Genomic DNA, 21,577 nt, shown 5'->3' with positions numbered 1-21,577 from the left:
TCATCCGCTCAACCCACGCGGTTGCAGGTCTGGCACGCGGCGGAGACGCGAAGATTCCCGCAGCAGCTCATCATGCCGCCTCACCGAACACCATCCGCCATCCCTTGCGCGTGTCCATGTATTCGCGCACCTCGCGGATGCGGCCACGGTGGCGATACGCTCGGCGTCACGCGATGAACACGTCTTCCAGGCACCGGGGTGTCGCCAAATCGCGACTATCAGAAAAACCCGGGGCTGAGATCGAGGCCGTAGGTCAGGCTCAGCACGAACACGAACAGCGCGGCGGCCGCGAACAGCGCGAGATGCCTGATGATAAACTCACGCGGCGAGGTGCTGGCAACAACGGCTTTTTGCGCAACCGGCATGAAACGGCCTCCAGTATGATTCCAGAATTGGCCGCTCAATATGCGGCGCGCGCATCAGGCGCCGCGATCTCCGAAACAAGTATTAAGGAGATCACACTCGTCTTGAACCGCCGTACACAATGAACCATCGCGCGATTCTTTTGCGGCGCCGGCTTCTCGATCCGCGCACGCAAAGAAAAACCGCGCTCATGCAGGAGCGCGGTTCCAACGTGACGCGGAAAATTCTGAAACCCGACGGTTGCGAATTCATGCACGCGACAGCGGCACGATGCGCACGCACCGTGCCTGTCGCATGAAGCTTAGCGGGCGCTGCCCACGGTCGCGGTCTTCACCTTGCGCGGCGACAGAACGCTGGCCTGAAGCGCCGTCACGCTGGTGGCGGGCGCCGAGGCCTGCTGCTCGACATGCGCGGCACCGAGCACGCGAACCTGCAACGGGGAGACCGGGAAACCGTTGGCCTCATAGGCCGGCAGCTCGGCGGCGAAGGTGGCAGTCGAGCCCGCAAGAGTCAGGGCAGCGATTGCGATCGACAGAGTCTTCTTGTTCATTGATGATGCTCCAGGAGGAAGTTTCGGAGCACATCTAAACCTGATTTGCTGCATTGCGACATACACCGCCGCATTGCAACAACGCGCTTGGCGCATGGCGATATGTTTAATGCGCACAAGGCCTTGGCCGAATCCCCGCCGGCCGCGACATGGCGCCTTTATAGGCGCTGCTCAGCCACCGAGCACATTGCCCCAGCCGTCGAAGACATAGGCCTTCCAGGCCACGGTTCCATCGTCGCGCGGCCGGCTGGCCCGCCGATAATCATCCGCCTGTTCGGCGGTCCAGGTGATGATCCTGTCGGAGAGAAGATCGTGCAGGATGGCGGGCTCGGTGGGGTCGAAGGCGTCCATGGGACGAAGCGAGGAATGCGTCATGGCCGCACCAACGCGCAAGCTGCCGCAAGGTTGCAGCGAAAACACCGCGTCCAGACGATGCGCACAGACGAGCCTACCCGGCCCTGTCAGAGGGGGCGCATCATGATCGTCACGAAGCGCGGGCCGGACGCCGCACGCCTCGCGCGTCAGCATGACGGATAACTTATTTCAACGCGGTCGCCAGCGCTTGCAGCTTCGCAACGAGATTGGTGCCGAGCGCGTAGATGATCTCGATGATCGCAAGCGCGATCCCCGCTGCGATCAGGCCGTATTCGATCGCGGTGGCGCCGGATTCATCGGCGGCAAAGTCGGCCAACAGGCATTTCAATTTCAAAGCTCGTGTCCTTCCCAGCGAATACCGGACGTTACCGGTGCGAGAGGAATGCCAGACCGCAATCCAAGATTGAGTGAATTCAGCCGGCTCAATTTGACGACAATGAAAGCAGCATTTGCAGGCCTTTTTCCTGCTCCAAAGCCCCGGAACCGCAAGGGAACCCGCGTTGCATCTTCGCAACACCTGCTCGAAAAGCCCGTTCCAAGCCATTTGCGCCATTGCGCCGCCACACCGTCCTCCGAACAATCGACGCGCTGCGTGCCTTTCTGTGCAAGACTGTTCGACGAGACGCGTTCGAACAGAACCGTTTGGAGGCAGGGATCATGGACGATCGGCGGTCTCTTCTGGTGGCAGTCGCATGCCCCTCGGCCGTCATGGCCGGCTGGCTGGCGCTCTCTCTGTCCGCCTATGCCCCTGCCCTCATCGAGAACAGCGGCGCCAATGCAGCCACCGTCTCACGCGCAAAGGATCTCGGCCGCCTCGACCTCGCCGACGTCCCGCGCGCTGCGACCATCGAAGATGGCATCGCGCTGACCGCCGACATCGCCGCAGCGGTGGCTCAAGCCCCCGAGCCGGCAAGCGCTGAAGCAGCAGTGCTCGAAGTGCCCGCCCCCGCCATCAAGCTCGCTTCGGCCGATCCCGCGCTGATCTTGCCGAGCACGCCGCCCGCGCCGCAGATCTTGCCCGAGCCGGCGCCCGTCGTCAGCGAGGCCGTACCGGTGCAGGAGCCCGTCAAGCTCGCATCCGCCGATCCCACCGAGATCGTGGCGACCGACGCGCTGTCGCCCGCGGCGATCGCGACCGGGCCGGCCGCAACCGAGAGCAAGGCCTCGCCGTCCGCCGACACCGTCGCCGTGCTCGACGAATGCTTCGTGATGGATGCCTGCATCGACCGCTATCTCTGGGCGCTCTACCAGCGCACTCCCAAGGAGGATTCGATCAAGGTCGAGGAGCGCCGCGCCGTCACCGTCAAGCGCAGGGGCAAGATGGTCACGGTGATGCGCAGCTTCACGAAGCTGGTCGACGAGGACTTCGGCTGGAAGGATCCGAAGGCGGCCGAGCACGCCGGCATGACGATGATGGATTACGTCATCGGCGGCATGGACAAGAGTTTTAAGCGCAAGCTGTTCCGCACGCTGCTCGCGGCGGAAGCCGCCGGCCTCTCGCCGGGGATCACCAGCGCGTTTCGCGACGACTATCGCCAGTCGATCGCGAGCGGCCTGAAGGCCGCCTCAGACCGCTCCTATCATGGCGGCAGCACGCGCGGCGGCTACGGCCACGGCATGGCCGCCGACATCGTCTCGACCGCCGGCAACAACCGCGCGCAGCGCTGGGTCTCGACCGAGGTGCTGTGGAAATGGGTCGATGCCAACGGCAAGGCGCTCGGCATCGGCAGGCCCTATCTCGGCCGCGATCCGCCACATGTCGGCCCGGTCGACGGCGCGGAATATGTATCGAAGCGCGGCTCGGCGGACCGCAGGGAAGCCGCCAACGCCAGGCCGAAGAAGATGCGGGCTATGGCCAGCGCCAAGCCGCCAAAGGCACAGGCCGCGCGTGAGAAGGCGAAGCCGCAGAAGTCGGCGCAATCGGCCGGCAAGCGGGCGACCTGAACCGTTACGGCTTCCGCGTCGGCAGCGGCACGAGACGCATCTCGGCTGATCCCGCTTCCTGCGTACGCACCAGCACGGCAAAGATGGTCTCGACCGCGAGCCGCACCGCCGCCTCCATCGCCTTTCCCTTGGCGAGATGCGCCGCGATCAGGCCGGAGAGGAGATCGCCGGTGCCATAGGGGCGGATCGACAGGCGCGGCGTCGCAAAGCGCGACAATTGCCCGTCGGCGCAGAGGATCGTCTCCACCTGCCCGTCCGGCGTATCCGCGAGTGTGCAACCGGTGGCGACGACGTCGATGCGGCCGGTCCCCGCCAGCGCCACGCACGCCGCGCGCAAGTCCAGCGCGTCCGCGATCGTGATGCCCGAGAGCAGCTCGAGCTCGAACTGGTTCGGCGTGGTCAGGTTCGCCGCCGGCAGCAGGCGGTGCCGCACCACGTCCAGAATGCCGTCGGCGACATAGACGCGGCCGTCATCCCCGATCACGGGATCGCAGAGATAGACGAGCTTGGAATTGCGGTTCAAGGCGCGCTCGACGAAATCGGCGACAACGGCGGCATTGCCGGGCGAACCGAGATAGCCGGTGACGAGCACCGCGGCCTCGTCGACGAGATCGCGCTCCTCCACGCCTTTCAGGAGATCGGCGACGAGCTCGGTCTCCAGCACCCGCCCGCGCAGGCTCGGATAGCGTGGATGGTTCGACAGCAACGTCGTCGGCACCGCCGCGACGTTCACGCCCTCCGCCTGCATGGCATAGGCGGCCGCGCTGTTGCCGACATGGCCGTGGACCACCTGGCTTTGAATGGAGATGACGAGCATGGGGCGGTCCGTAAGGTTAAATGCCGAGCGAGGCAAGGGTAGCAAGCGCAGCCCGGATGGAGCGCAGCGTAACCCGGGACTGGCGCCGCGCGGTTAGCCCCCCGGATTTCGCTGCACTCCATCCGGGCGACAAGTCTAGGGCCTCTCATACCCAAGCTCCGGCCGCAGCTCCTGCATCTTCCGCGCCAGCCGCCGGTGCCCGGTCTCCTCCGACCTCGCCAGGTGGTCGGAGACCGCGACATGGTCCGCATCGCTCTTGTGCTGGTTAAGCTTGGCCTGCCCCTCGATTTGGTCCACCACGAGATCGATGACGCGGATCGCAGCCAACATGCTCTCGCGCTTGTCCGGCTCCATCTGCGCGAGGTCCCAGGGCTGCTTCGGCAACCGCGCCTCGGCGACCGCGAGCAGCGCATCGCCGTGCCCGCGGTTCTCGTCGAGCCCGCGCAGACGCGCCACGCCTGACAGGTGCACCGCCTCGTAGAGCCAGGTCGAGACGTTGTCGCGCGAGGAATACCAGTCGTTGGAGATGTAGGCATCGTCGCCGGCAACGATCAGCAGGAAACGCCTGGTACCGTCCGCGAGCGGCACGAGCGGATTCTTTGCGGTGAGATGCATCTGCACGATGACTTGCCCGTCGCGCTGATCCAGCACGAACGGCACGTGCGAGGCGCGCGGGCCGCGCTCATCCGCCGCAACGATCACGCCGAAGCCGCGCTGCCCAGCGAATTCCAGCGCGCGCTGCTCCTCGATGCGGAATTGGGGACGGAGGACATGCATGGCGCGGCGCTCGATGGCTGGACGAAAGATGTTGCGAGGCTACCTCGTCATCCGGCGAAATCCGAAACGATATTGGGGTGCAAACGCGGATGTCAGGAATGATCTCGGCGCCGTGCCAGCTCGCCGAGATAGGCGCAGAACATGTCGGCGAGCCCCTCGGCATGGCGCGCGATCTCCGCCGCGCTGCGCGGCGTCTCCGAGAAGCGCTTGCCGACCTCGCTCAGCGTCGTCGTGATCAGTTCGCCGGCGAGAGCGCGCGTCGCATCCGATGTCTTGGGCAGCGCCTCCCGCATGAAGGCCGCGACGATGCCCTTGCCGGCGGCCCGCGCATCGTGTGCCTCGGGCGCATCGCGATAGAGCGGCGCGGCGTCGCTGAGCGCCGTGCGGATCGCAGCCTCCTCGCACTCGGAGCGAATGAAAGCGTGGACCAGCGCGCGCAGCCGCGCCGATGGCGGCTTCGTCCGGTCGGCGAGGATGCCGCGCAAGAGCTCGCTCGTGCGTTGCCACTCGTCGCTCTGGAGGCGGAACAGGATCGCCGCCTTGTTCGGAAAATATTGATAGAGCGATCCGACGCTCACCCCGGCCCGCTCGGCCACCCGCGCCGTCGTGAAACGCTGCGCGCCCTCCTTCGCCAGGACCTGAACAGCCGCATCCAGAATGGCCGCCACAAGCCCCGTGGAGCGGGCCTGTTGCGGCTGCTTTCGCGAGGAAATTGAACGGCTTCGACGATCGGCCATGGCGCGCCTGGGGAATGCGAATAGGAAATGCGACGAATTAGTCGTATTTCAGTCTTCGCGCAAGCACGCGCTTCTTCGCGAACCCTGGAGGCAACGAATGACCACCCCAACCATCACATCGCTTGTGCCGCTGCTGGACCGCCTGTTCCTCGAGGCCGAGGCAACACGGGGCGCAACGCTCGCAGCCGTCGCCGATTTGTCCGACGCCGACCGGGCGCGGATGATGCGAAGCAAGACCGATTACGCCGACCTCTACGGACGCCTGAAGGACGTCCCGCTCGCGGTATCCCGCGAGACCGGCGCCCTGCTCTACATGCTGGCGCGCAGCTCCCGCGCCAGAACGATCGTCGAGTTCGGCACCTCCTTCGGCATCTCGACCCTGCACCTCGCCGCGGGCCTGCGCGACAATGGCGGCGGCCGTCTCATCACCAGCGAGTTCGAGCCGTCCAAGGCAGCGCGGGCACGCGACAACCTCTCGGCCGGCGGGCTGCTCGATCTCGTCGAAATCCGCGAAGGGGATGCGCTGAAGACGCTCAAGGCCGATCTCCCTGACACGATCGATCTCGTGCTGCTCGACGGCGCCAAGGCGCTCTACCCTGAGATCCTGGATCTGGTCGAGGGCCATCTCAAGCCGGGCGCGATCATCGTCGCCGACAATGCCGACGACAGCCCCGACTATCTCGCGCGCGTGCGCATGCCCGGCAGCGGCTACATCTCCACGGCCTTTGCCGAGGATGTCGAACTCTCCGTGCGGATCAACTGACGCCACGTCGAGCCGCCGCGATGCCATTGAGCCGCTGCGCGATTCATCGCGCGGCGGCTTCGCGTCATCGGCGACAGACCGCGGAACATCACGTCCGCGTCCGTGTCGCACCCTCGTCACTCACATGTGATAGCAGCTACCGGCAAGAGCGATGTTCCACGTGCTAAACATACCTACCGCGCGGTATCTTTCCTGCGCTACGCCCGAGCCCGCCATGACCTCCGCCTTCAATGCCTACACCGCGCTTGCCCTCGCCATCATCTCCGAGGTCATCGCGTCCGCCTTCCTGCAGCAATCCGCACAGTTCACGCGGCCGTGGCCGACGCTCGCCATGGTCCTGTTCTACGTCGCCTCGTTCTACGCGCTGTCGGTCGCGATCCGGGTGATCCCCCTGAGCATCGCCTATGCGATCTGGGGCGGGGTCGGCATCATCCTGACCGCCACCGTCTCCTTCGTGCTGTTCCGCCAGATGCTCGACGCCGCGGCGTTCGTCGGCATCGGGTTGATCGTATCCGGCGTCGTCATCATCAACCTGTTCTCGGAGACGACGGTGCACTGATGCCGGCCAGCGCCTATAGCCGCGCCAAGCAGCCCGAGCAGGTGCGGCGCGCCCTGCTCGACCACGCTGCGGCCATTGCCACGGACCATGGCGTCTCCGGCATCACGGTGCAGGCCGTGGCGGCGGCGGCCGGCGTCACCAAGGGCGGCCTGTTTCATCACTTCGGCAGCAAGCAGGCGCTAATCGAGGGCCTGTTCGCCGATCTGCTCGCCCGCGTCGATGCCGAGATCGACGCCGCAATCGAAACCGATCCCAAGCCGCGCGGCAGCTTTACGCGCGCCTATGTCAATGCGGTGTTCATCGGCAAGGCGTTCGGCTTCACCACGCCCTGGGCGGCGCTGAGCATGGTGGTCGTCACCGATCCGTCACTGCGCCGGCTCTGGAACGACTGGATGAAGGCACGCCTGAAGCGGCATCGCGCGACCGACGGCACGCCGGAGCTCCATGTCGTGCGCCTCGCCGCCGACGGCGCCTGGCTGTCCTATGTCACGACCGGACAGACGCGCATGAACGCCGAGCTGCGCGCCGTGCACGGCCGGCTGATCGCGCAGACCTATCGGCGCGGATAGCGACCTTTTTGTCGGCGCTGGCTACTGGCTTGTCACTGGCTTGGGCGGACGCGGCGCGGATCGGGAGGATTTTGCGCCGGGCTTGGCCGCGGCTCGCGGTGGCGGCGCATCGACGGACTCCAGATACGCGGCGAGCGCCTTGGCGGAGTCAGAGCTGGTTGCGTAGTGGTCCTTCAGGAACCATGACAGCGTCAGGCTGAAGCGCCCCTTGGCAAGACCGCGCGGGCTCCGGTGGCAGGTCGCGCAACCATCGGCAAACAGCTTTTCGGCCGACTTGCCGGCATCGAGATTTTGAGCGGAAGCGACCGTCGCCGTCAGTGCGGCGGCGGCTGCGAGAATCATCAGGGGCGCGATCAGGTCGCGCCCTGGCCGAAAGTGCGAAGTCAAATGTCGTCCCCTAGCCCAGTCTTGCGGTCACGCCGCCAGCAATTGATCGAATTCGGGCGGCGCGTAGGCCTTGCCGTCCTGATCGGTAATGACGACCCGCCACCCCTCGCTCGCCCACACCCTTGCCTTCGCCACGATGAGCAGGCGGCTCTCGCGGGCGAAACTGTACTTCTCGTTGTCGCGTTCTGCGATCATTTTGTAGGCCAATGCGTGTCCCCTTGCGTTGCCCCTGCACCCGCTCCCTCGTGGCAGCGGGCTTTGGCGGCAATTCGCCGGGAGCATGGCAATTTGGTGCCGTCCGCAGGCAGCATTGCACCGGCGCACCCGCAGCCGGGTGACCGGATCGAACGCGTGCCGCGTTCGGCAACTGGGGGCCGGCCCGTCACATCGGCAACGGAACCGATCGCGCCACCTCCGAACTCCGCTAATGGACGCGGATGATGTGCGGACGGCCGAGATCGATCAGTCCCTGCACCGCCGACAGGCGATCGTCCAGGGCCGCGATCGTAAGCAGCAGATTGTTGCGCCGTTCGTCGAGAAGACCCATCTCGGCGCCGGAGAGTTTGGCGTTCGCCCGCTGCTTGTGGATGCTTTCGAGCGACTCGCGCAGTGTTGCGATCAAGCCGGTCAACTGCTTGACCTCTTTCGTCATGGACCGCTTCGCGACATTTTGGCGGCGCGTCTCCGCCTGGCTCTGTCTCATCGTCATCCTCCCGTGCCCCGCTGCCCCGAGTGGATGCTTACAGCTTTGGGTAGACATATTACGATCGATGAAATCTGCCCGCGAAGAACTTTCTTAAATTGTACGCGCAGGGAACCCGACTAACAGAAAGCCCGGCGCGAGGGCCGGGCTTTCGCAATGACGTTAGTGCTTCTCGTGACCGCCACCGGGACCACCGGCCGGCGCGCCACCACGCGGGGCGGCATTGATGTGCTGAGCACCGCCGCCCGGATGCGGCATCGCAGGTGCTGCCGCGCGCGGCGCCGGCATCTGCGCATGGGCATTCATCGGCGCGCCATGGCTGACGTTCGGCTGCGCTACATGCGGCATCGCGGGCCGGGCCGCAGGCGCGGCGGACACGCGCGGAGCTTCATGAGCACGCGCCATCGGCTGCGCATGCGTTATCGGCTGCGCGCGCGTTGCGGCACGGCTCGCCGCATGCTCGTGCATCATGCGCGCCTGCGCATCGCGCGGGTTGCGGTTCTGCTGCACCGTCGTCCGCGCATTCACCAGGCGATCGCTTCGCCCGACGCGAGTCCGGTCGGCCGCAACCGCAGCGTCGCGCTTGGCGATAGCTGCGTCATGCCGTGCCGTCACGGCATCGCGTCCGGAGATCGCGGCGGCGCCCTTCGCATTCGCGCCATTGCGCCCCAGTGCGATCGCCGCATCGCGCGTCGCCGCACGGCCGATACGGGCCGCACTCGGATCAATCGTCATCCGCGTCGCGAAGCGCTCGTGCGAGCTCCAGTAATTATTCCAGTAGGCATGGCGGCGATACCAGGGTCGCCCCTGATAATAGCTCGACCAGTACGAGCTCAGCACGAAGGGCACGACGGGCACGTCGATCTCGTCGACATAGTCGGGGAGATAGACATAGTGATTGCGGTAGAGATATTCGAGATATTGCGACGACACCCAGCCGCGATCGTCGGAGAAGCTCACGTCGCACCAGGCATTGCCGCGCAGGCAGCCGTGGATGTTGACGCGGGCGCCCTCGGGGATGCGATCGACCACGGGGAATCCCGAGCCCGGCCCGGCGCGCAAGCCGGTCGAGACGGTGACGATGCCCGGCGCGGCCAGCGCGGCCGTCGGGGCGAGCAGCAACGCTGCAACCAAGATGCTTCTGAGTCTCATGGCGTATTCCTCCTCTGCGAGTCGGAACGCGCAGGAGGAACGAGCGTTCCTCCTAGAGCTGCCGCATCAGCCGAAAGATTGAATGCGCGCGGAGTTCAATATTCATCCGCCGTTCATCGGCACGAGGAGCGCAACGCGGCGAACGTCAGTTCACCGGCAGCATGAGCCCGTCAAAGTACGACGCGAGCCCGGCAAGATCGTCGAGCGGCAGCACGTTCGCGACGTATTGATCCGGCCGCACCACGACCATGCAGCCGGCGCTCCGATCGATGCCGCGCATCGCAAACACGTCGTGACCGCTCTTGAGATCCGGACAGAACATCTTTTCGTAGTCGAGCAAACCGTAGCGGCCTTTGCGCGGCAGCAGCAGCGGTGGCATCGCCTCGATCGCAAGCTCGCGATGATCTTGCTGAAACACCGCGCGCAGATCGATCACGGCGTCGATGTCGGCGCCTCCCGGGGTATATCGTCTCACCGGCGATTCCCCTGCCTCGGTGAGAAAATTGCACAATGCACGAATGGCGGAGCCGGCCGCCGCCGGATTCTCCGCGCCGGAAAATGCATAGATGCGGAAGCGTCCGTCGGCCTGCGCCGCGTGGCCGAGATGAACGGGCTTTGCGTCCGCCAGCCGGATCACCGGCGCGGAATGGAAGCGCTTGCCGATCACGAGGCCTTCCGCAAGATGCTGATGGGACAAAGCCCCCGTGAGGACCGAGGGCGTGTAATGCGTCGCGGTGCCGGCCGTATAGCGGCCGTGCCGGACAAAATAGTCCTGCGTCATGGCGGCATCGGCGCCACCGGCCTTGGCCGCAGAGGCCAGAATCCCCGACCATTCGCGGTCGAAGTCGATCAGCTCTTTCGCGACGGCCTGGCGCTCCGCCGAATAGGAATGCAGCAGGCTTGGCGCACTCTGTTTGCGGAGCACGGCGGCGAGCTTCCAGCCGAGATTGAAGGCATCCTGCATCGAGACGTTCATACCCTGCCCCGCCTTCGGGCTGTGGGTATGGCAGGCATCGCCGGCGATGAAGATGCGCGGCAGGCGGGTCGCGGTCTCGGCTTCCGGCACGTCGTCGAACTTGTCGGTCAGGCGCTGGCCGATCTCGTAGACCGACCACCAGGCGATCTCCCTCACGTCAAGCGTATGCGGTTTCAGGATCCGCTGCGCCTTGGCGATCACGTCATCGGCGGTGATGTTGCGGCTGGCGACGCGCTCGCCGACGTCGAGCTTGGCGAGCTCGACATAGATGCGCACCATGTAGCCGCCTTCGCGCGGAATGATCAGCAGGCTGCCGTCCTTCGCCGACTGGATCAGGGCCTTGAAGCGGATGTCCGGAAAATCGGTCACCGCCAGCACGTCCATCACGCCCCAGGCGTGGTTGGCGGAATCGCCGTGCAGTTCGCGGCCGATCGACTTGCGCACGGTGCTGCGCGCGCCGTCGCAGCCGACGACATAGCGCGCCCTGATCGTCTCGACCTTGCCCTCGTTTTCGGCGTCGACGCGTTCGAGGCGCACGGTCACGGCATGGTCGGCAGGCCCCGCGGCCGGATCGACCTGGAGGTCGAGCAAGCGGCGGCTGTAATAGGGCTCGAGCTTGGCCGGCGATTTGCGCATGACGTCGAGAAAGCCGTCATGGATGCGCGCCTGGTTGAGGATAACGTGCGGGAATTCCGACAGCCCGTCCTCCACGTCCTGCACCCGGCCGCTGCGGACGATGGTCTCGGGCCGCCGTTCGTCCGGCTTCCAGAACGTCGTCTCGTTGACCCAATAGGCTTCCTTCAGCACGCGCTCGCTAAAGCCAAAAGCGTGGAACATCTCCATGGTGCGGCAGGCGATGCCGTCGGCCTGGCCGACCGACAGCCGGCCCGGCTTCTGCTCGACGATGCAGGTCTTGATGTCAGGAAATTGGGCAAGCTGGGCCGCGAGCGTCAGGCCTGCGGGCCCACAGCCGACGATGAGGACGTCGACCTCGTCGGGCACGCCGCCCGCTGCACCGGGGGCCTGAACGCGTTCAGCGGGATCGGCGATTTCAGGGTCGCCCGGCTGAAATCCATTGAGATGGAATTGCATGAGCACCTCTCCCGTCAACGTCTTCTTCGATATTGCTCAGTATGCTGACTATCAGTATACTTGTCAACGGATCCCGCCCTCCCTGTGACCTCAGGAGAATTCGGTGAAAGACAACAACGACATGCCCGGTCATCTGGCGCGCCGCTTCCAGCAGATCGCGGTCGCGGTCTTCCTGGCCGAGGTCGGGGATGCCGGCTTCGACCTCACGCCGGTGCAATACGCCGCGCTCGCGACCATCAAGGCCAATCCGGGGCTCGACCAGGTGACGCTCGCAGGGTTGATCGCCTATGACCGCACCACCATCACCGGCGTGATCGATCGCCTCGTGCAGAAGGGGCTGGCGGAGCGCCGCGCCTCGAGCCGCGACCGCCGCGCCCGCGAGCTCGAGGTCACCGACGAAGGCCGGCGCACGCTGCGCAAGATCACGCCGGCGGTCGAGTCCGCACAGCGCATCATGCTGCGCGGCCTCAGCGCCAGGGAAGGCGAGGAGCTGATGCGTCTGATGCGCAAGGCGATCGCTGCCGGCAACGAGCTCAGCCGCGCCCCGCTCCGCGATGTGCAGGCCTAAGCCGCATTCATGCCCGTAATTGTCGCAGCGCCGCGAAACCAGGAACTAACCTTCGGCTGCTACCGTCAGCCCCATTCGGCGCTTAACGCGCGATTAACTTTGCCGTTCGGGAGTTTCGGATGTTCAGGTTCCTCATTGCGGCCGCGGCCATTGCGCTCTCGACCGGCCATGCGCTCGCAAACGGCCATGGCGGCGGCGATACCCCTCCTCCGCCCAAGCCCGAGGCGACGACCGCGCCGGCGAAGGTGGTCATCACCAAGCAGGGTCCCAAGCTCGTCGATCCCAAGGGCATGACGCTCTACTATTACGAGCGCGACACCACCGGCAGGACGTCGAACTGCAACGGCAAGTGCGCCGAAAGCTGGGTTCCGCTTGCCGCAACGGCCGACGCCAAGGCCGTCGGCGACTTCACCGTGATCAGCCGCAACGACGGCAGCAGGATGTGGGCATACCGCTATCGCCCCCTCTACACGTCACCCGCCGACAAGGCGCCGGGCGATGCCAACGGCAACGCCACGACGCTGCAATGGCGCATCGCACGGCCCGGGGAGTAGGGCCCGAGCGGCAGCTCCGATCAGCGCCGCGACGCGCTGGTCACCCGCGCCAGCGCGTGCCCGTCTCGACCTGCGCGTTCTGCCCGGGCGGCAGCACCACGACCATCGAATTGAGCTTCACCCGGTCGTAGAGATCGATCACGTCCTCGTTGCGCATCCGGATACAGCCTGACGAGATCGCCTGCCCGATATATTCGGGCTGGTTGGTGCCGTGGATGCGGTAGAGCGTGTCCTTGTTGCCGACAAAGAGATAGATGCCGCGTGCGCCCAGCGGATTGGCGGGACCGCCGGCGACGCGCGCCGGATACGGCCCAAGCCGTGCCTGAATGTCCGCTGTCGGAACCCAATCGGGCCATTCCGCCAGGCGGCCGACGCGCGCGACGCCCGAGAAGGCCATGGCCTCCTCGCCGACCGCGACGCCGTAGCGGATCGCCTTGCCCTCGGGCAGCACGAAATAGAGGTAGCGCGCATCGGTATCGACCAGGATCGTGCCCGGCTGCTCCTTGCGCTGGTAATCGACGATATGACGGAGATATTGCTCGGGCACGTTCGCCTGAGCGTATGGCGTATGCGCGAGCAACTGCCGGTCGCGCGGCGTCATGCTCGCATCCGTGGATGGCGAAAGCGTCGTCTGCATGCAGCCGCCGAGCGGCAGCATGGCAACAACGAAAAGAGCGAGAACAGATCTTGGCACCGCCGGCCCCCCCGATAGCGGATAGCAGCACCCCCAGCAGCGTCAGATATTGCCCAAATCGTGCTGAAAACAAGGCAATGCGGAACACGTCCGCGTGTTTTTCCGGCGGAGTTCCATCACCACAAACGGCAGAAGACCGTCGCATCATCTCCATCCCCTCGCCTTGCTTTGGTCAAACCCGGCTGGACTCGTGCGTCATCAGACTTGGGATGGGGCTCACCTCAACAGATCGGCTCGCGCCAATGCGGACGACGAAGGCTTCAAAGGAGCTGCGATGCTCGCGATGCTGAACAGCAAGCAAATCGTCGATGAGATCGTGAAGGACACGGTCAAGGACAACGATCCGCACGACGCGGTTCAGATCTCGCCGGATATCGTGCTGGCCTCGCGCCCCGTCGGCGCTGCCCCCGCGCTGGCGCCTGACATCACGCCGCGTCCGGAGCCGAAATTCGCGCCCGGGCCCAGAATCAATCCGGAGCCGAAGTTCAGCCCTGTTGTGGAGCCGCAGCCGGCGGCGCCCTCGGTCGACACCGCGGTGCGCGTAACCGCCGGCGATGGTCACGGCCGGCAGAAGCGATCCTCCGCCGGCAAATGGCTGCGCGGCGCCTTCCTCACGTTTCTGTTCGCGGGCGGCAGCGCGGCTGCCACCATCGCCTGGGAGAGGCACGGCGACGTGGCGAGGCAAATGCTCGCCGACTGGAAACCCGTATTGGCGTCGCTGATGCCTTCGACGTCACAGACGGCGCCGGTCGCCGCTGCGCAGTCCGCCCCGCCCGCGGCGGAAGCTGCAACCGATCAAACAGCCGACCAATCCCCGACGCCGGCAGCGACTCAGTCGGCGTCTGCGGCCGTGCCCGCAGCAGCGCCGTCCGAAACAGCTCAGTCGGTGCAATCGATGACGCGGGATCTTGCCGCGATGGCCCAGCAGATCGAGCAACTCAAGGCCAACATCGCCGAGTTGAAGGCCGGACAGGAGCAGATGGCGCGCGAGATGGCGAAGCCGTCCGCACCGAAGCCGATGGCTGCGACGATGCCGGTCGATCCACGCGCGCGCGTTTCCGCGCTACCGCCGCGGCCTCCGGCTCCACCGGTTCGCAAGCCGAAGCCGGCCGTGACGCAGACCTACATGCCGGCGTATTCGCCCGCACCGGTCGCGTCTCCGCCGCCGCCGTCACAGGCTGCCGCGGTCCCACCGCCGGTCGCGCCGGCCGCCACGACACAAGCCGTTGCCGATGACGATGGACCCGTCGTGCGTCCGCCAATGCCGCTGCGCTAGAGCGTTTGCGAGCGAAGTGGATACCCGTTCGCGTAAAGAAAACGCGTCAAAACAAGAATCTAGAGCCTTTCCCGTTCCGATTCCATCGGAACGGGAAAGGCTCTAGACCAACGCCGGGCGATCGCACAGCATCGGTCACGCAACGTCGCTGCAAGCTGTCCGACTCGATGCGATGCGTTGAGTCCGGGCGACTACGGAGATCGATGCTTCGATCGTCTTACGACAAACGAATAGGCCAAGAGAGAAAAGGCCGTCGGGATCTATGCCGACGGCCTTCTCTTGCAACTGCCGGTTCCCGGAGCCCGGTTCTGTTGCAATTCCATGCCTCATGATCACGCTGACATATTTAATAAAATCTTAACGCGCCTGCATGCTGCACATCATTTCTGCGCCATAAGCACAGAGATTGCGCGCTTCATTCATTCGATAAAGATCGACTCAGTGGTACCATCCGGGATGTGTTGAGACTTCCGTTGAAGACTTGTTTTCCAGACTTGTCGTCGAGACTTGGGTCGTAACACCGGGGAATTCGGATGCCTTACTACTACTTCGATCTTGTGGTTGGTGAAGAGTTCAAGAACCAGGGCGGAATCATCCTCGAGGATATCGAGGTCGCCTCCGATCGCGCCCACCAACTGGCCAATGAGCTGTCGCAGGTGAAGCCGGAGCTTCAGCAAAAGGGTTGCGCGGTGCGCGTCACCGACCGCGATCACAACGAGCTCTATCGCACGCCGCTCGATCCCGTGCCGGCCTGGCAGCGCTAAGCTACTCCAGCACCGGCGCCTCGAACCAGTTCGTCAGCGACAATCCGCCGTCGACGACGAAGGCCGCGCCGGTGACGTAAGCGGAGAGCTTGTTCGACAGCACCGCGAGCGCCATCGGTGCGAGGTCTTTCGCCTCGCCCAGACGCCCGAGCGGGATGTGCCGCGCCAGCGAGGCATCCGCGACGAAACCGCCGGCAGCGATCGCACCGGGCGCCAGCGCGTTGACGCGAATGTTGTGGCGTCCGAACGTCTTCGCCAGCTCCTTCACCAGCATCGCCATCCCCGCCTTCGCCGTCGAGTAATGCGGCAGGTTGCGCGGCGTGCCTGCATGCAGCGAGGTGAGGAACAGGAACGAGCCGGGCCGCTTCGCCGCGATCAGCCGCTTGGCGATCTCGCGCGCCAGGTGAAAACCCGCATCGAGGTTGACGGCGTGCATCTGCTGCCAGGTCCTGCGATCCACCGCGAGCGCATGATCGGCCTCGCGTCGCGGCGGCGAAGCGCTATGCACGAAATGCGTCACCTCGCCCAGCGCGGCGTGTGAGGCGGCAAGCAGCGCATCGCAGGCGTCGAGCTTCGCAAGATCGCCGACCCAGGGCACCGCGTGTCCAGGCCTCTCGCTCGCGCCGATCGCGGCACTGACCCGCTCCGCACTCACGTCGGCGAACACGGTCCGGACGCCCTCGCCGACCAGCGCCTGCGCGATCGCGCGGCCGATGCCGTTGCCCGCGCCGGTGACGAGCGCCGTGTCGGTTGCGGGATCGAACGGCGCGCTGAACAGGCTCATGTCGCTCTCCGGGACCGGGAGCAGCCAATTTAGCGCACCGCACGGAGGCGCGACAATTGCGTCCCGGCGCCATTGCGGAGCGGCGCGCCGGACGCTAGCCTCCCAAAAAAATCGAGGAGGTACCAAGGATGCGCTATGGTTTTCTGATGACGGGCCTTTTGCTGCTTGCCGCGCCGGCACAGGCGGGCGACGCGCCGCCACGCTCGACCTATGTGACGATGGTCTTGCAGGCCTTCGCCGCCAAGGTCGAGTGCCCCAACACGGATCTCGTCTATCAGGACCTCGTGCAGAAGGCGCAGCAGATGCAGCTGCCCGACGGCACCACCGAGAAGGTGCGCAAGGCGATCGCCTGGATGCATACCGGCGGCAAGATGGGCGAGAAGCAGGACGACGAGCTGATGGCCGAGGTCGCGGTGGCGACGCAGGCGACCGATATGGACCAGCGCCGCCTCGGCATGCCCGGCTGGTGCGAAGCCCAGAAGACCAACCTCGCCGGCCTGATCCGTAGCAAGGGCGGCTAGAGCGTTAAGCACACCGCGGCGGAACCGCCGCCGCGGCCAATAATCGTCACAATCCTCGCCAGCATGCGGGCTTCTTCGAACAGGAGATCCCTATGCGGATGGCTCATTTCGTCTTCGCCGGCGCCCTCGCGATCAGTGCCGTGCTGACCGCCCCGGCCTTTGCGAAGAATACCGACGCCCAGAAGGGCGAGGACAAATCGACCTCCTCGTCGTCCTGTAGCGCCTATCAGCAGGCGCCCGACGGTTCGTGGGAGCAGCTTTCCTGCAAGGAAACGAACGAGCGCGGCCAGCCGCAGACGCAACATCGCGCCCCGGCACAGGGAGCCGATCACGAGGAGCGCTGACTGTTCCCGTTCCCCATGGTCAGCTCTGGTGCGGCCCACGTATGACCTTCATGGCATCCTCGATGTGACGCCATTCCTTGGCCTCATCGGCCTCGCCGCGGCCCTCGCAGGCCTGGGCCTGCTCGGCGGCCTTCGCAATCGCAGCAAAGCCGTGCCGTTCGAGCATCTGGCGTGCCACGGTGTGGACCTGGAGCTCCGACATCATGGGTGCTCGCCCGTGTGATGAAACCGCGATGCACGCTTGGTGGAGCCGCGGATTTCCTACAACGATCAAGTCGCGGGTCTCGTTCCGATCACCCCAGCAACGATAAAAGGCGGCCCGCCATGCCCGGCGGACCGCCTTCTCACCCACCCCAAAACCTGATGTCGTCGGCCGCGTCCCCTACGCGACCGCCACGCGCTTGCGCTCGAGATCGTTTGGCACCTCGATATCGACCTCCAGGGTCGACACCTCGTCGCCGCGCTCGAGCCGCACGATGACCTTGGTCGGATCCAGCGTGACGTGCTTGGACACGACGGCGAGAATTTCCTCACGCAGCACGCCGAGCAGGTCGGGCTGGCCGCGCATTCCGCGTTCATGCGCGAGCAGAATCTGCAACCGTTCGCGTGCGACGGGTGCAGAAGCCTTGTTGCCGCGGAGAAGTCGGAGCAGACCCATGCTCATGCAGCCCTCCGTCGCAGCAGACGATCCATGAAGCCCTTGCGCTCCGACGGCACCTGCATGGCGACGGTCTCGCCGCACAGCCGCCGCGCCGCATCGATATAGGCCCGTGCGGGTGCGCCGTCCGCGTTCGACAGCGTCACCGGCGTGCCGACGTTGGAGGCCTTCAACACGTCCTGGCTCTCGGGAATGATGCCGAGCAAGGGCGTTGCCAGGATTTCGAGGATGTCGTCGATGGTCAACATCTCGCCGCGCGCCGCGCGGGAGGCATCATAGCGGGTGATGAGAATGTGCTTCTCGACCCGCTCGCCCTTCTCGGCCCGCACCGTCTTGGAATCGAGCATGCCGATGATGCGATCGGAATCGCGCACCGAGGACACTTCCGGATTGGTGACGATGACGGCTTCGTCCGCGAACCGCATCGCCATGGAGGCGCCGCGCTCGATGCCGGCCGGGCTGTCGCAGATCACCCAGTCGAAGCGGCCGCGCAAATCGTCGATGACCTTGCCGACGCCCTCTTCCGTCAACGCGTCCTTGTCGCGGGTCTGCGAGGCCGGCAGCAGCCAGAGATTCTCCAGCCGCTTGTCGCGGATCAGCGCCTGCGGCAGCTTTGCCACCCCCTGCACCACGTTGATGAGGTCGAACACCACGCGGCGTTCGGCGCCCATGACGAGATCGAGATTGCGCAGGCCGACGTCGAAATCGACGACGACGACCTTGTCGCCGCGCTGCGCCAGGGCAGCCCCCAGCGCGGCGGTCGTCGTGGTCTTGCCGACCCCGCCCTTGCCTGATGTCACGACCAGTACCTTACTCATCTGAAATGTCTCCTTTGCTGGTCAGTTCAGTGCTGTAATTCGCATGGTATTCCCCTGCAGCCAGGCCTGCGCCGGCTTGCCGCGCAAGGCGGCATCGATGTCGTCCGCAGTCTGGTAAAACCCATCAATTGCAAGCAGTTCGGCCTCGATCTTCTGGCAATAGATGCGGGCGCTCGTGTGCCCGTTAACCCCCGCCATGGCCCGGCCGCGCAGCGCGCCGTAGACGTGGATGGAGCCGCCGGCGACGACCTCGGCGCCGGAGCCGACGGAGCCGAGAATGGTGACGTCGCCTTCGGGGAAGATCACGGTCTGGCCCGAGCGCACGGGGTTTTCGAGCAGGAGCGAGGTTGGCTTGGCCTCCGCCTTCTCGACCTTCTTCGGCGCGCTCGGCTCGACCACGCAGCTGCGCCCGCCCGAAAGCAGCGGCGGCATCATGGGGGTCAGCCGGCCCTCCTCCACGCCCTCGATCCCGAGCACGCGGATGTTGCGGTCCTGAAGGCTGGTGAGCAGATGATTGATGCCGGACTGGCTGAGATCGACCGAGGACAGGTCGATCACCACGGGCCGGCCGGCGAAGAAGCCCGGCGAACGGGCGATGGTGGCGTCGATCTCCTGGAGCCAGTCCAGGATCGGAACCGTCGGCACGAACACGAAGGCCACGTAGGAGCGCCCGCGCAGGCGCACCATTTGGCGTTGGACTTTTGCTGCAGCCTCCATCGGCCGACTCGTTCCCTGTTATTGAATGGTTAACGATGCGGCGGATGTGGTTAACGGCTGGTTAATTTCTCCGCGGGGTTACGTGAGTTGGGTGTGGGTCTTGGGCGGCTCGTCCGCACGGGACAGCCGCCGTGACCTCCGGTGTCGTCCTGGCGAAGGCCAGGACCCATACCGCGGAATCCATCGATTACGGACGGTGGGAGTACCGAACGACGAGTCTTCGCCAAACAACGTCTTGGGGTAATCGCGACGAGCGCGAGCGCTCGCGCGGAGGTCCTGGCTTTCGCCAGGACGACGATACGGAAGCCCCCCTACCCCCTACTTCTTCACCTTGCTCGCATCCATCTTGATGGCGGGATCCAGCATCTTGGTCGTGAACGCCGTCGTCACGTCGAACGGCTTCTCCATGCCGAGATAGGTCTGGACCAGTTCGTAGTCCTTCTTCATGCGCTCGCCGTCGATCCAGCCGAGGCTCTTCGTCGTCGTGAACTCGTCCGTCATCAGGAACTTGATGCGCTCCCACTGGCGCTCCTGGTTCTCCTTGTCGAGGCCGGAGACCTGGTTGAGCAGCGCCTTCAGGCACGGGGTGACGTCGGCGACGCAGGCCGCAAAAGCCTTCTGCGTGACGCGAACGAAATCCTCGACCACCTTCGGGTTCTTCTGCAAGTAAGCACCGTTGACGATCAGCGAGTTGCCGTAAGGGTTGAGCCCGATGTCCTTCCAGTTGACATAGCCGAGGTCCTGGCCGAACTCGATCGCCTTCACATCGTGCTCGTTGTAGAAGTCGCTGATGATGTCGACGGTGTGGCTCTTCAGCGCCGCGACCTTCGCGGTGGGCCCGATATTGACGAAGCCGACCGCATCAGGCGCAAGGCCTGCAGCCTTGGCGAAGGCCGGCCACATCACGCGCGAGGCGTCCCCGGGCGGATTGCCGATCTTGTGGCCGGCGAAATCCTTCACCCCGTTCACGCCGTAGCTCTTCAGCCAGTAGAAGGTCTGGCCGGTGTTGGCATAGACGCTCATCACCGCGACCGTGTCGGCGCCCTTGCTCTTCGCCACCAGCATGGTGGCGAGGTCGGCGACGCCGAACGGCGAGCCGCCCGAGCCGACCTTGGCGGCGGAGACGCCGGAGCCCTTGCCGGTCTCGATGGTGAGGTCGATGCCGGCCTTCTCGTACCAGCCCTGCGCCTTCGCGTAATAATAGGGCGAATGGTCGGCCGTGGGCGTCCAGTTCAGGATCAGGTTCACCGCCTCGCCCGCGTTCGCGGGCATGCCCGCCAAGCCGAGCATCAGGGTCACAACCGCCGCCTGCAAACGCTTCATCGCTTGTCTCCTCATTGCCGCGACCCGGCTTGTCGCTCTCCCCATGTGAGGCTACCAATGCAACAAGCCCGCCCTCCACTTGTCAACTGTTTGGTTGGAAATGCCCGCAAAACGATCTGGCGACACCGTGCCGCAGCGGCGCGACCCGGTCGCCACCCGCAAGAAGCTGCTGACCGCGGCGCGCCTGGAGTTCGCCCGGCACGGCCTTGCGGGCGCCCGCGTCGACGAGATCGCCGAGCGCGCCGGCGTCAACAAGCAGCTCGTCTACCACTACTTCGGCGACAAGGACGCGCTCTACCTCGCCGTGCTCGAATGGGTCTATGAGGACATCCGCGAGCAGGAGCGCAGGCTCAATCTGGAAGGCCTGCCGCCCGACAAGGCGATCCGCCGGCTGATCGAAGCCTCGTTCGACCACCTGGCGGCAAACCCTGATTTCATCGTGCTTCTGAACGACGAGAACCGCGGCGGCGCCCGCCATGTCCGCGGTTCCACGCGACTGGAGGCGATGCATTCCCCGCTGGTGAAAAGCGTCTCCCACATCCTCCATGAGGGCGTGCGTTGCGGACTTTTCCGGAAAGGGATCGACCCCGTCCAGCTTTACATCTCCATCGCGGGCCTCAGCTACTTCTTCTTCTCCAACACGCCGACGCTGTCGGCGATCTTCGGCAAGGACCTGTCGAGCCGCGCCCAGCGCCGTGCCCGGCGCAGGCATGTCGTCGACCTGGTGCTCCAGTCGCTCCGGCCATAATCAACCAGATGGTTGAAACTTGCCCCGGGGACGGTTAGGCTTGC

Annotated in this window: 30 protein-coding genes; 11 read left to right on the top strand and 19 right to left on the bottom strand. The window is 65.3% G+C overall.

The window, feature by feature from the left end; translation table 11 throughout:
• Nucleotides 1–218: 218 nt before the first annotated feature.
• The 4 genes from WN73_RS37760 to WN73_RS37745 all read right to left on the bottom strand — a co-directional run bounded on the left by WN73_RS37760 (nucleotide 219) and on the right by WN73_RS37745 (nucleotide 1,616).
• Nucleotides 219–365: a hypothetical protein gene (locus tag WN73_RS37760; protein ID WP_171901264.1), complete on the bottom strand. Its 147-nt coding sequence runs from the start codon at nucleotides 363–365 to the stop codon at nucleotides 219–221.
• Nucleotides 366–664: 299 nt separating this feature from the next.
• Nucleotides 665–913, bottom strand: coding sequence for a hypothetical protein (locus tag WN73_RS37755; protein ID WP_271557254.1), 249 nt, complete (start codon nucleotides 911–913; stop codon nucleotides 665–667).
• A 171-nt stretch (nucleotides 914–1,084) separates the two neighbouring features.
• A complete protein-coding gene (locus tag WN73_RS37750) occupies nucleotides 1,085–1,288 on the bottom strand; it encodes a hypothetical protein (RefSeq protein ID WP_028171201.1) in 204 nt (67 codons plus the stop codon).
• Between the two features lie 163 nt (nucleotides 1,289–1,451).
• Nucleotides 1,452–1,616, bottom strand: coding sequence for a Flp family type IVb pilin (locus WN73_RS37745; RefSeq protein ID WP_202633019.1), 165 nt, complete (start codon nucleotides 1,614–1,616; stop codon nucleotides 1,452–1,454).
• Nucleotides 1,617–1,945: 329 nt separating this feature from the next.
• Between WN73_RS37745 and WN73_RS37740 the strand changes: the two genes are divergently transcribed.
• Entirely contained in the window at nucleotides 1,946–3,232 is a 1,287-nt protein-coding gene (locus tag WN73_RS37740) for a hypothetical protein (protein WP_271557253.1), read from the top strand.
• Nucleotides 3,233–3,236: 4 nt separating this feature from the next.
• Here the strand turns inward: WN73_RS37740 and pdxY are convergent, their stop codons facing one another.
• The 3 genes from pdxY to WN73_RS37725 form a co-directional block, all read right to left on the bottom strand.
• On the bottom strand, nucleotides 3,237–4,049 hold the full coding sequence (gene pdxY / locus WN73_RS37735; protein ID WP_271557252.1) for a pyridoxal kinase: 813 nt from the start codon (nucleotides 4,047–4,049) through the stop codon (nucleotides 3,237–3,239).
• 135 nt (nucleotides 4,050–4,184) lie between these two features.
• Complete coding sequence (locus WN73_RS37730; RefSeq protein WP_271557251.1) at nucleotides 4,185–4,826, bottom strand: FMN-binding negative transcriptional regulator; 642 nt, start codon at nucleotides 4,824–4,826, stop codon at nucleotides 4,185–4,187.
• A gap of 92 nt (nucleotides 4,827–4,918) precedes the next feature.
• Nucleotides 4,919–5,563, bottom strand: coding sequence for a TetR family transcriptional regulator (locus WN73_RS37725; RefSeq protein WP_161535098.1), 645 nt, complete (start codon nucleotides 5,561–5,563; stop codon nucleotides 4,919–4,921).
• A 97-nt stretch (nucleotides 5,564–5,660) separates the two neighbouring features.
• On the opposite strand from WN73_RS37725, the gene WN73_RS37720 reads away from it, so the two are divergent.
• The 3 genes from WN73_RS37720 (at nucleotide 5,661) to WN73_RS37710 (ending at nucleotide 7,454) form a co-directional block, all read left to right on the top strand.
• Nucleotides 5,661–6,326 carry an O-methyltransferase gene (locus tag WN73_RS37720; RefSeq protein ID WP_271557250.1) on the top strand — a complete coding sequence of 222 codons (666 nt, stop codon included), beginning with the start codon at nucleotides 5,661–5,663 and terminating at the stop codon, nucleotides 6,324–6,326.
• Nucleotides 6,327–6,540: 214 nt separating this feature from the next.
• A complete protein-coding gene (locus WN73_RS37715) occupies nucleotides 6,541–6,885 on the top strand; it encodes a DMT family transporter (protein WP_271557249.1) in 345 nt (114 codons plus the stop codon).
• On the top strand, nucleotides 6,885–7,454 hold the full coding sequence (locus WN73_RS37710; protein WP_271557248.1) for a TetR/AcrR family transcriptional regulator: 570 nt from the start codon (nucleotides 6,885–6,887) through the stop codon (nucleotides 7,452–7,454). The genes WN73_RS37715 and WN73_RS37710 overlap by 1 nt, the downstream gene beginning before the upstream one ends.
• Before the next feature lie 21 nt (nucleotides 7,455–7,475).
• Here the strand turns inward: WN73_RS37710 and WN73_RS37705 are convergent, their stop codons facing one another.
• The 5 genes from WN73_RS37705 to WN73_RS37685 all read right to left on the bottom strand — a co-directional run bounded on the left by WN73_RS37705 (nucleotide 7,476) and on the right by WN73_RS37685 (nucleotide 11,764).
• Nucleotides 7,476–7,796, bottom strand: coding sequence for a hypothetical protein (locus WN73_RS37705; protein WP_011086999.1), 321 nt, complete (start codon nucleotides 7,794–7,796; stop codon nucleotides 7,476–7,478).
• Between the two features lie 72 nt (nucleotides 7,797–7,868).
• On the bottom strand, nucleotides 7,869–8,036 hold the full coding sequence (locus WN73_RS37700; protein WP_178372734.1) for a hypothetical protein: 168 nt from the start codon (nucleotides 8,034–8,036) through the stop codon (nucleotides 7,869–7,871).
• 229 nt (nucleotides 8,037–8,265) lie between these two features.
• Nucleotides 8,266–8,544 carry a hypothetical protein gene (locus WN73_RS37695; RefSeq protein WP_028171192.1) on the bottom strand — a complete coding sequence of 93 codons (279 nt, stop codon included), beginning with the start codon at nucleotides 8,542–8,544 and terminating at the stop codon, nucleotides 8,266–8,268.
• A gap of 162 nt (nucleotides 8,545–8,706) precedes the next feature.
• Nucleotides 8,707–9,696 (bottom strand): SH3 domain-containing protein, encoded by a 990-nt coding sequence (locus tag WN73_RS37690; protein WP_271557247.1) that lies wholly within the window; start codon nucleotides 9,694–9,696, stop codon nucleotides 8,707–8,709.
• A 145-nt stretch (nucleotides 9,697–9,841) separates the two neighbouring features.
• Entirely contained in the window at nucleotides 9,842–11,764 is a 1,923-nt protein-coding gene (locus tag WN73_RS37685) for an FAD-binding monooxygenase (protein WP_271557246.1), read from the bottom strand.
• Nucleotides 11,765–11,867: 103 nt separating this feature from the next.
• On the opposite strand from WN73_RS37685, the gene WN73_RS37680 reads away from it, so the two are divergent.
• Nucleotides 11,868–12,332 carry a MarR family winged helix-turn-helix transcriptional regulator gene (locus WN73_RS37680; protein WP_011086994.1) on the top strand — a complete coding sequence of 155 codons (465 nt, stop codon included), beginning with the start codon at nucleotides 11,868–11,870 and terminating at the stop codon, nucleotides 12,330–12,332.
• 119 nt (nucleotides 12,333–12,451) lie between these two features.
• Nucleotides 12,452–12,886: a COG4315 family predicted lipoprotein gene (locus WN73_RS37675; protein WP_271557245.1), complete on the top strand. Its 435-nt coding sequence runs from the start codon at nucleotides 12,452–12,454 to the stop codon at nucleotides 12,884–12,886.
• A gap of 40 nt (nucleotides 12,887–12,926) precedes the next feature.
• Here the strand turns inward: WN73_RS37675 and WN73_RS37670 are convergent, their stop codons facing one another.
• Nucleotides 12,927–13,580 carry a L,D-transpeptidase gene (locus tag WN73_RS37670; protein ID WP_011086992.1) on the bottom strand — a complete coding sequence of 218 codons (654 nt, stop codon included), beginning with the start codon at nucleotides 13,578–13,580 and terminating at the stop codon, nucleotides 12,927–12,929.
• A 274-nt stretch (nucleotides 13,581–13,854) separates the two neighbouring features.
• On the opposite strand from WN73_RS37670, the gene WN73_RS37665 reads away from it, so the two are divergent.
• Together WN73_RS37665 and WN73_RS37660 are read left to right on the top strand one after the other, a co-directional pair.
• Nucleotides 13,855–14,856: a hypothetical protein gene (locus tag WN73_RS37665; RefSeq protein WP_271557244.1), complete on the top strand. Its 1,002-nt coding sequence runs from the start codon at nucleotides 13,855–13,857 to the stop codon at nucleotides 14,854–14,856.
• Between the two features lie 533 nt (nucleotides 14,857–15,389).
• Entirely contained in the window at nucleotides 15,390–15,620 is a 231-nt protein-coding gene (locus tag WN73_RS37660) for a DUF6894 family protein (RefSeq protein ID WP_028171187.1), read from the top strand.
• Nucleotide 15,621: 1 nt separating this feature from the next.
• Here WN73_RS37660 and WN73_RS37655 read toward each other — a convergent pair whose 3' ends face one another.
• Nucleotides 15,622–16,404, bottom strand: coding sequence for an SDR family NAD(P)-dependent oxidoreductase (locus WN73_RS37655; RefSeq protein WP_271557243.1), 783 nt, complete (start codon nucleotides 16,402–16,404; stop codon nucleotides 15,622–15,624).
• 128 nt (nucleotides 16,405–16,532) lie between these two features.
• Between WN73_RS37655 and WN73_RS37650 the strand changes: the two genes are divergently transcribed.
• Together WN73_RS37650 and WN73_RS37645 are read left to right on the top strand one after the other, a co-directional pair.
• Entirely contained in the window at nucleotides 16,533–16,925 is a 393-nt protein-coding gene (locus WN73_RS37650; protein ID WP_011086989.1) for a hypothetical protein, read from the top strand.
• A 92-nt stretch (nucleotides 16,926–17,017) separates the two neighbouring features.
• Complete coding sequence (locus WN73_RS37645) at nucleotides 17,018–17,269, top strand: hypothetical protein (RefSeq protein ID WP_028171185.1); 252 nt, start codon at nucleotides 17,018–17,020, stop codon at nucleotides 17,267–17,269.
• Between the two features lie 19 nt (nucleotides 17,270–17,288).
• Here the strand turns inward: WN73_RS37645 and WN73_RS37640 are convergent, their stop codons facing one another.
• The 5 genes from WN73_RS37640 to WN73_RS37620 form a co-directional block, all read right to left on the bottom strand.
• On the bottom strand, nucleotides 17,289–17,474 hold the full coding sequence (locus WN73_RS37640; protein WP_028171184.1) for a hypothetical protein: 186 nt from the start codon (nucleotides 17,472–17,474) through the stop codon (nucleotides 17,289–17,291).
• A 177-nt stretch (nucleotides 17,475–17,651) separates the two neighbouring features.
• A complete protein-coding gene (gene minE / locus WN73_RS37635; RefSeq protein WP_011086986.1) occupies nucleotides 17,652–17,933 on the bottom strand; it encodes a cell division topological specificity factor MinE in 282 nt (93 codons plus the stop codon).
• The gene (minD, locus tag WN73_RS37630; RefSeq protein ID WP_011086985.1) at nucleotides 17,930–18,745 is read right to left on the bottom strand and encodes a septum site-determining protein MinD; all 816 of its coding nucleotides are present in this window, start codon (nucleotides 18,743–18,745) and stop codon (nucleotides 17,930–17,932) included. The genes minE and minD overlap by 4 nt, the downstream gene beginning before the upstream one ends.
• A gap of 21 nt (nucleotides 18,746–18,766) precedes the next feature.
• On the bottom strand, nucleotides 18,767–19,462 hold the full coding sequence (minC, locus tag WN73_RS37625) for a septum site-determining protein MinC (protein ID WP_011086984.1): 696 nt from the start codon (nucleotides 19,460–19,462) through the stop codon (nucleotides 18,767–18,769).
• Between the two features lie 318 nt (nucleotides 19,463–19,780).
• A complete protein-coding gene (locus WN73_RS37620; RefSeq protein WP_271557242.1) occupies nucleotides 19,781–20,785 on the bottom strand; it encodes an ABC transporter substrate-binding protein in 1,005 nt (334 codons plus the stop codon).
• A 100-nt stretch (nucleotides 20,786–20,885) separates the two neighbouring features.
• Here WN73_RS37620 and WN73_RS37615 point away from each other — a divergent pair, with 100 nt between their 5' ends.
• Complete coding sequence (locus WN73_RS37615) at nucleotides 20,886–21,533, top strand: TetR/AcrR family transcriptional regulator (protein WP_011086982.1); 648 nt, start codon at nucleotides 20,886–20,888, stop codon at nucleotides 21,531–21,533.
• Nucleotides 21,534–21,577: the final 44 nt, after the last annotated feature.

The sequence above is a fragment of the Bradyrhizobium sp. CCBAU 45394 genome (assembly GCF_028128655.1).
Taxonomy (GTDB): Bacteria; Pseudomonadota; Alphaproteobacteria; order Rhizobiales; family Xanthobacteraceae; genus Bradyrhizobium; species Bradyrhizobium diazoefficiens.
The sequence above is the reverse complement of the archived record's forward strand: the minus strand, read 5'-3'. Positions and strand labels throughout refer to the sequence as shown.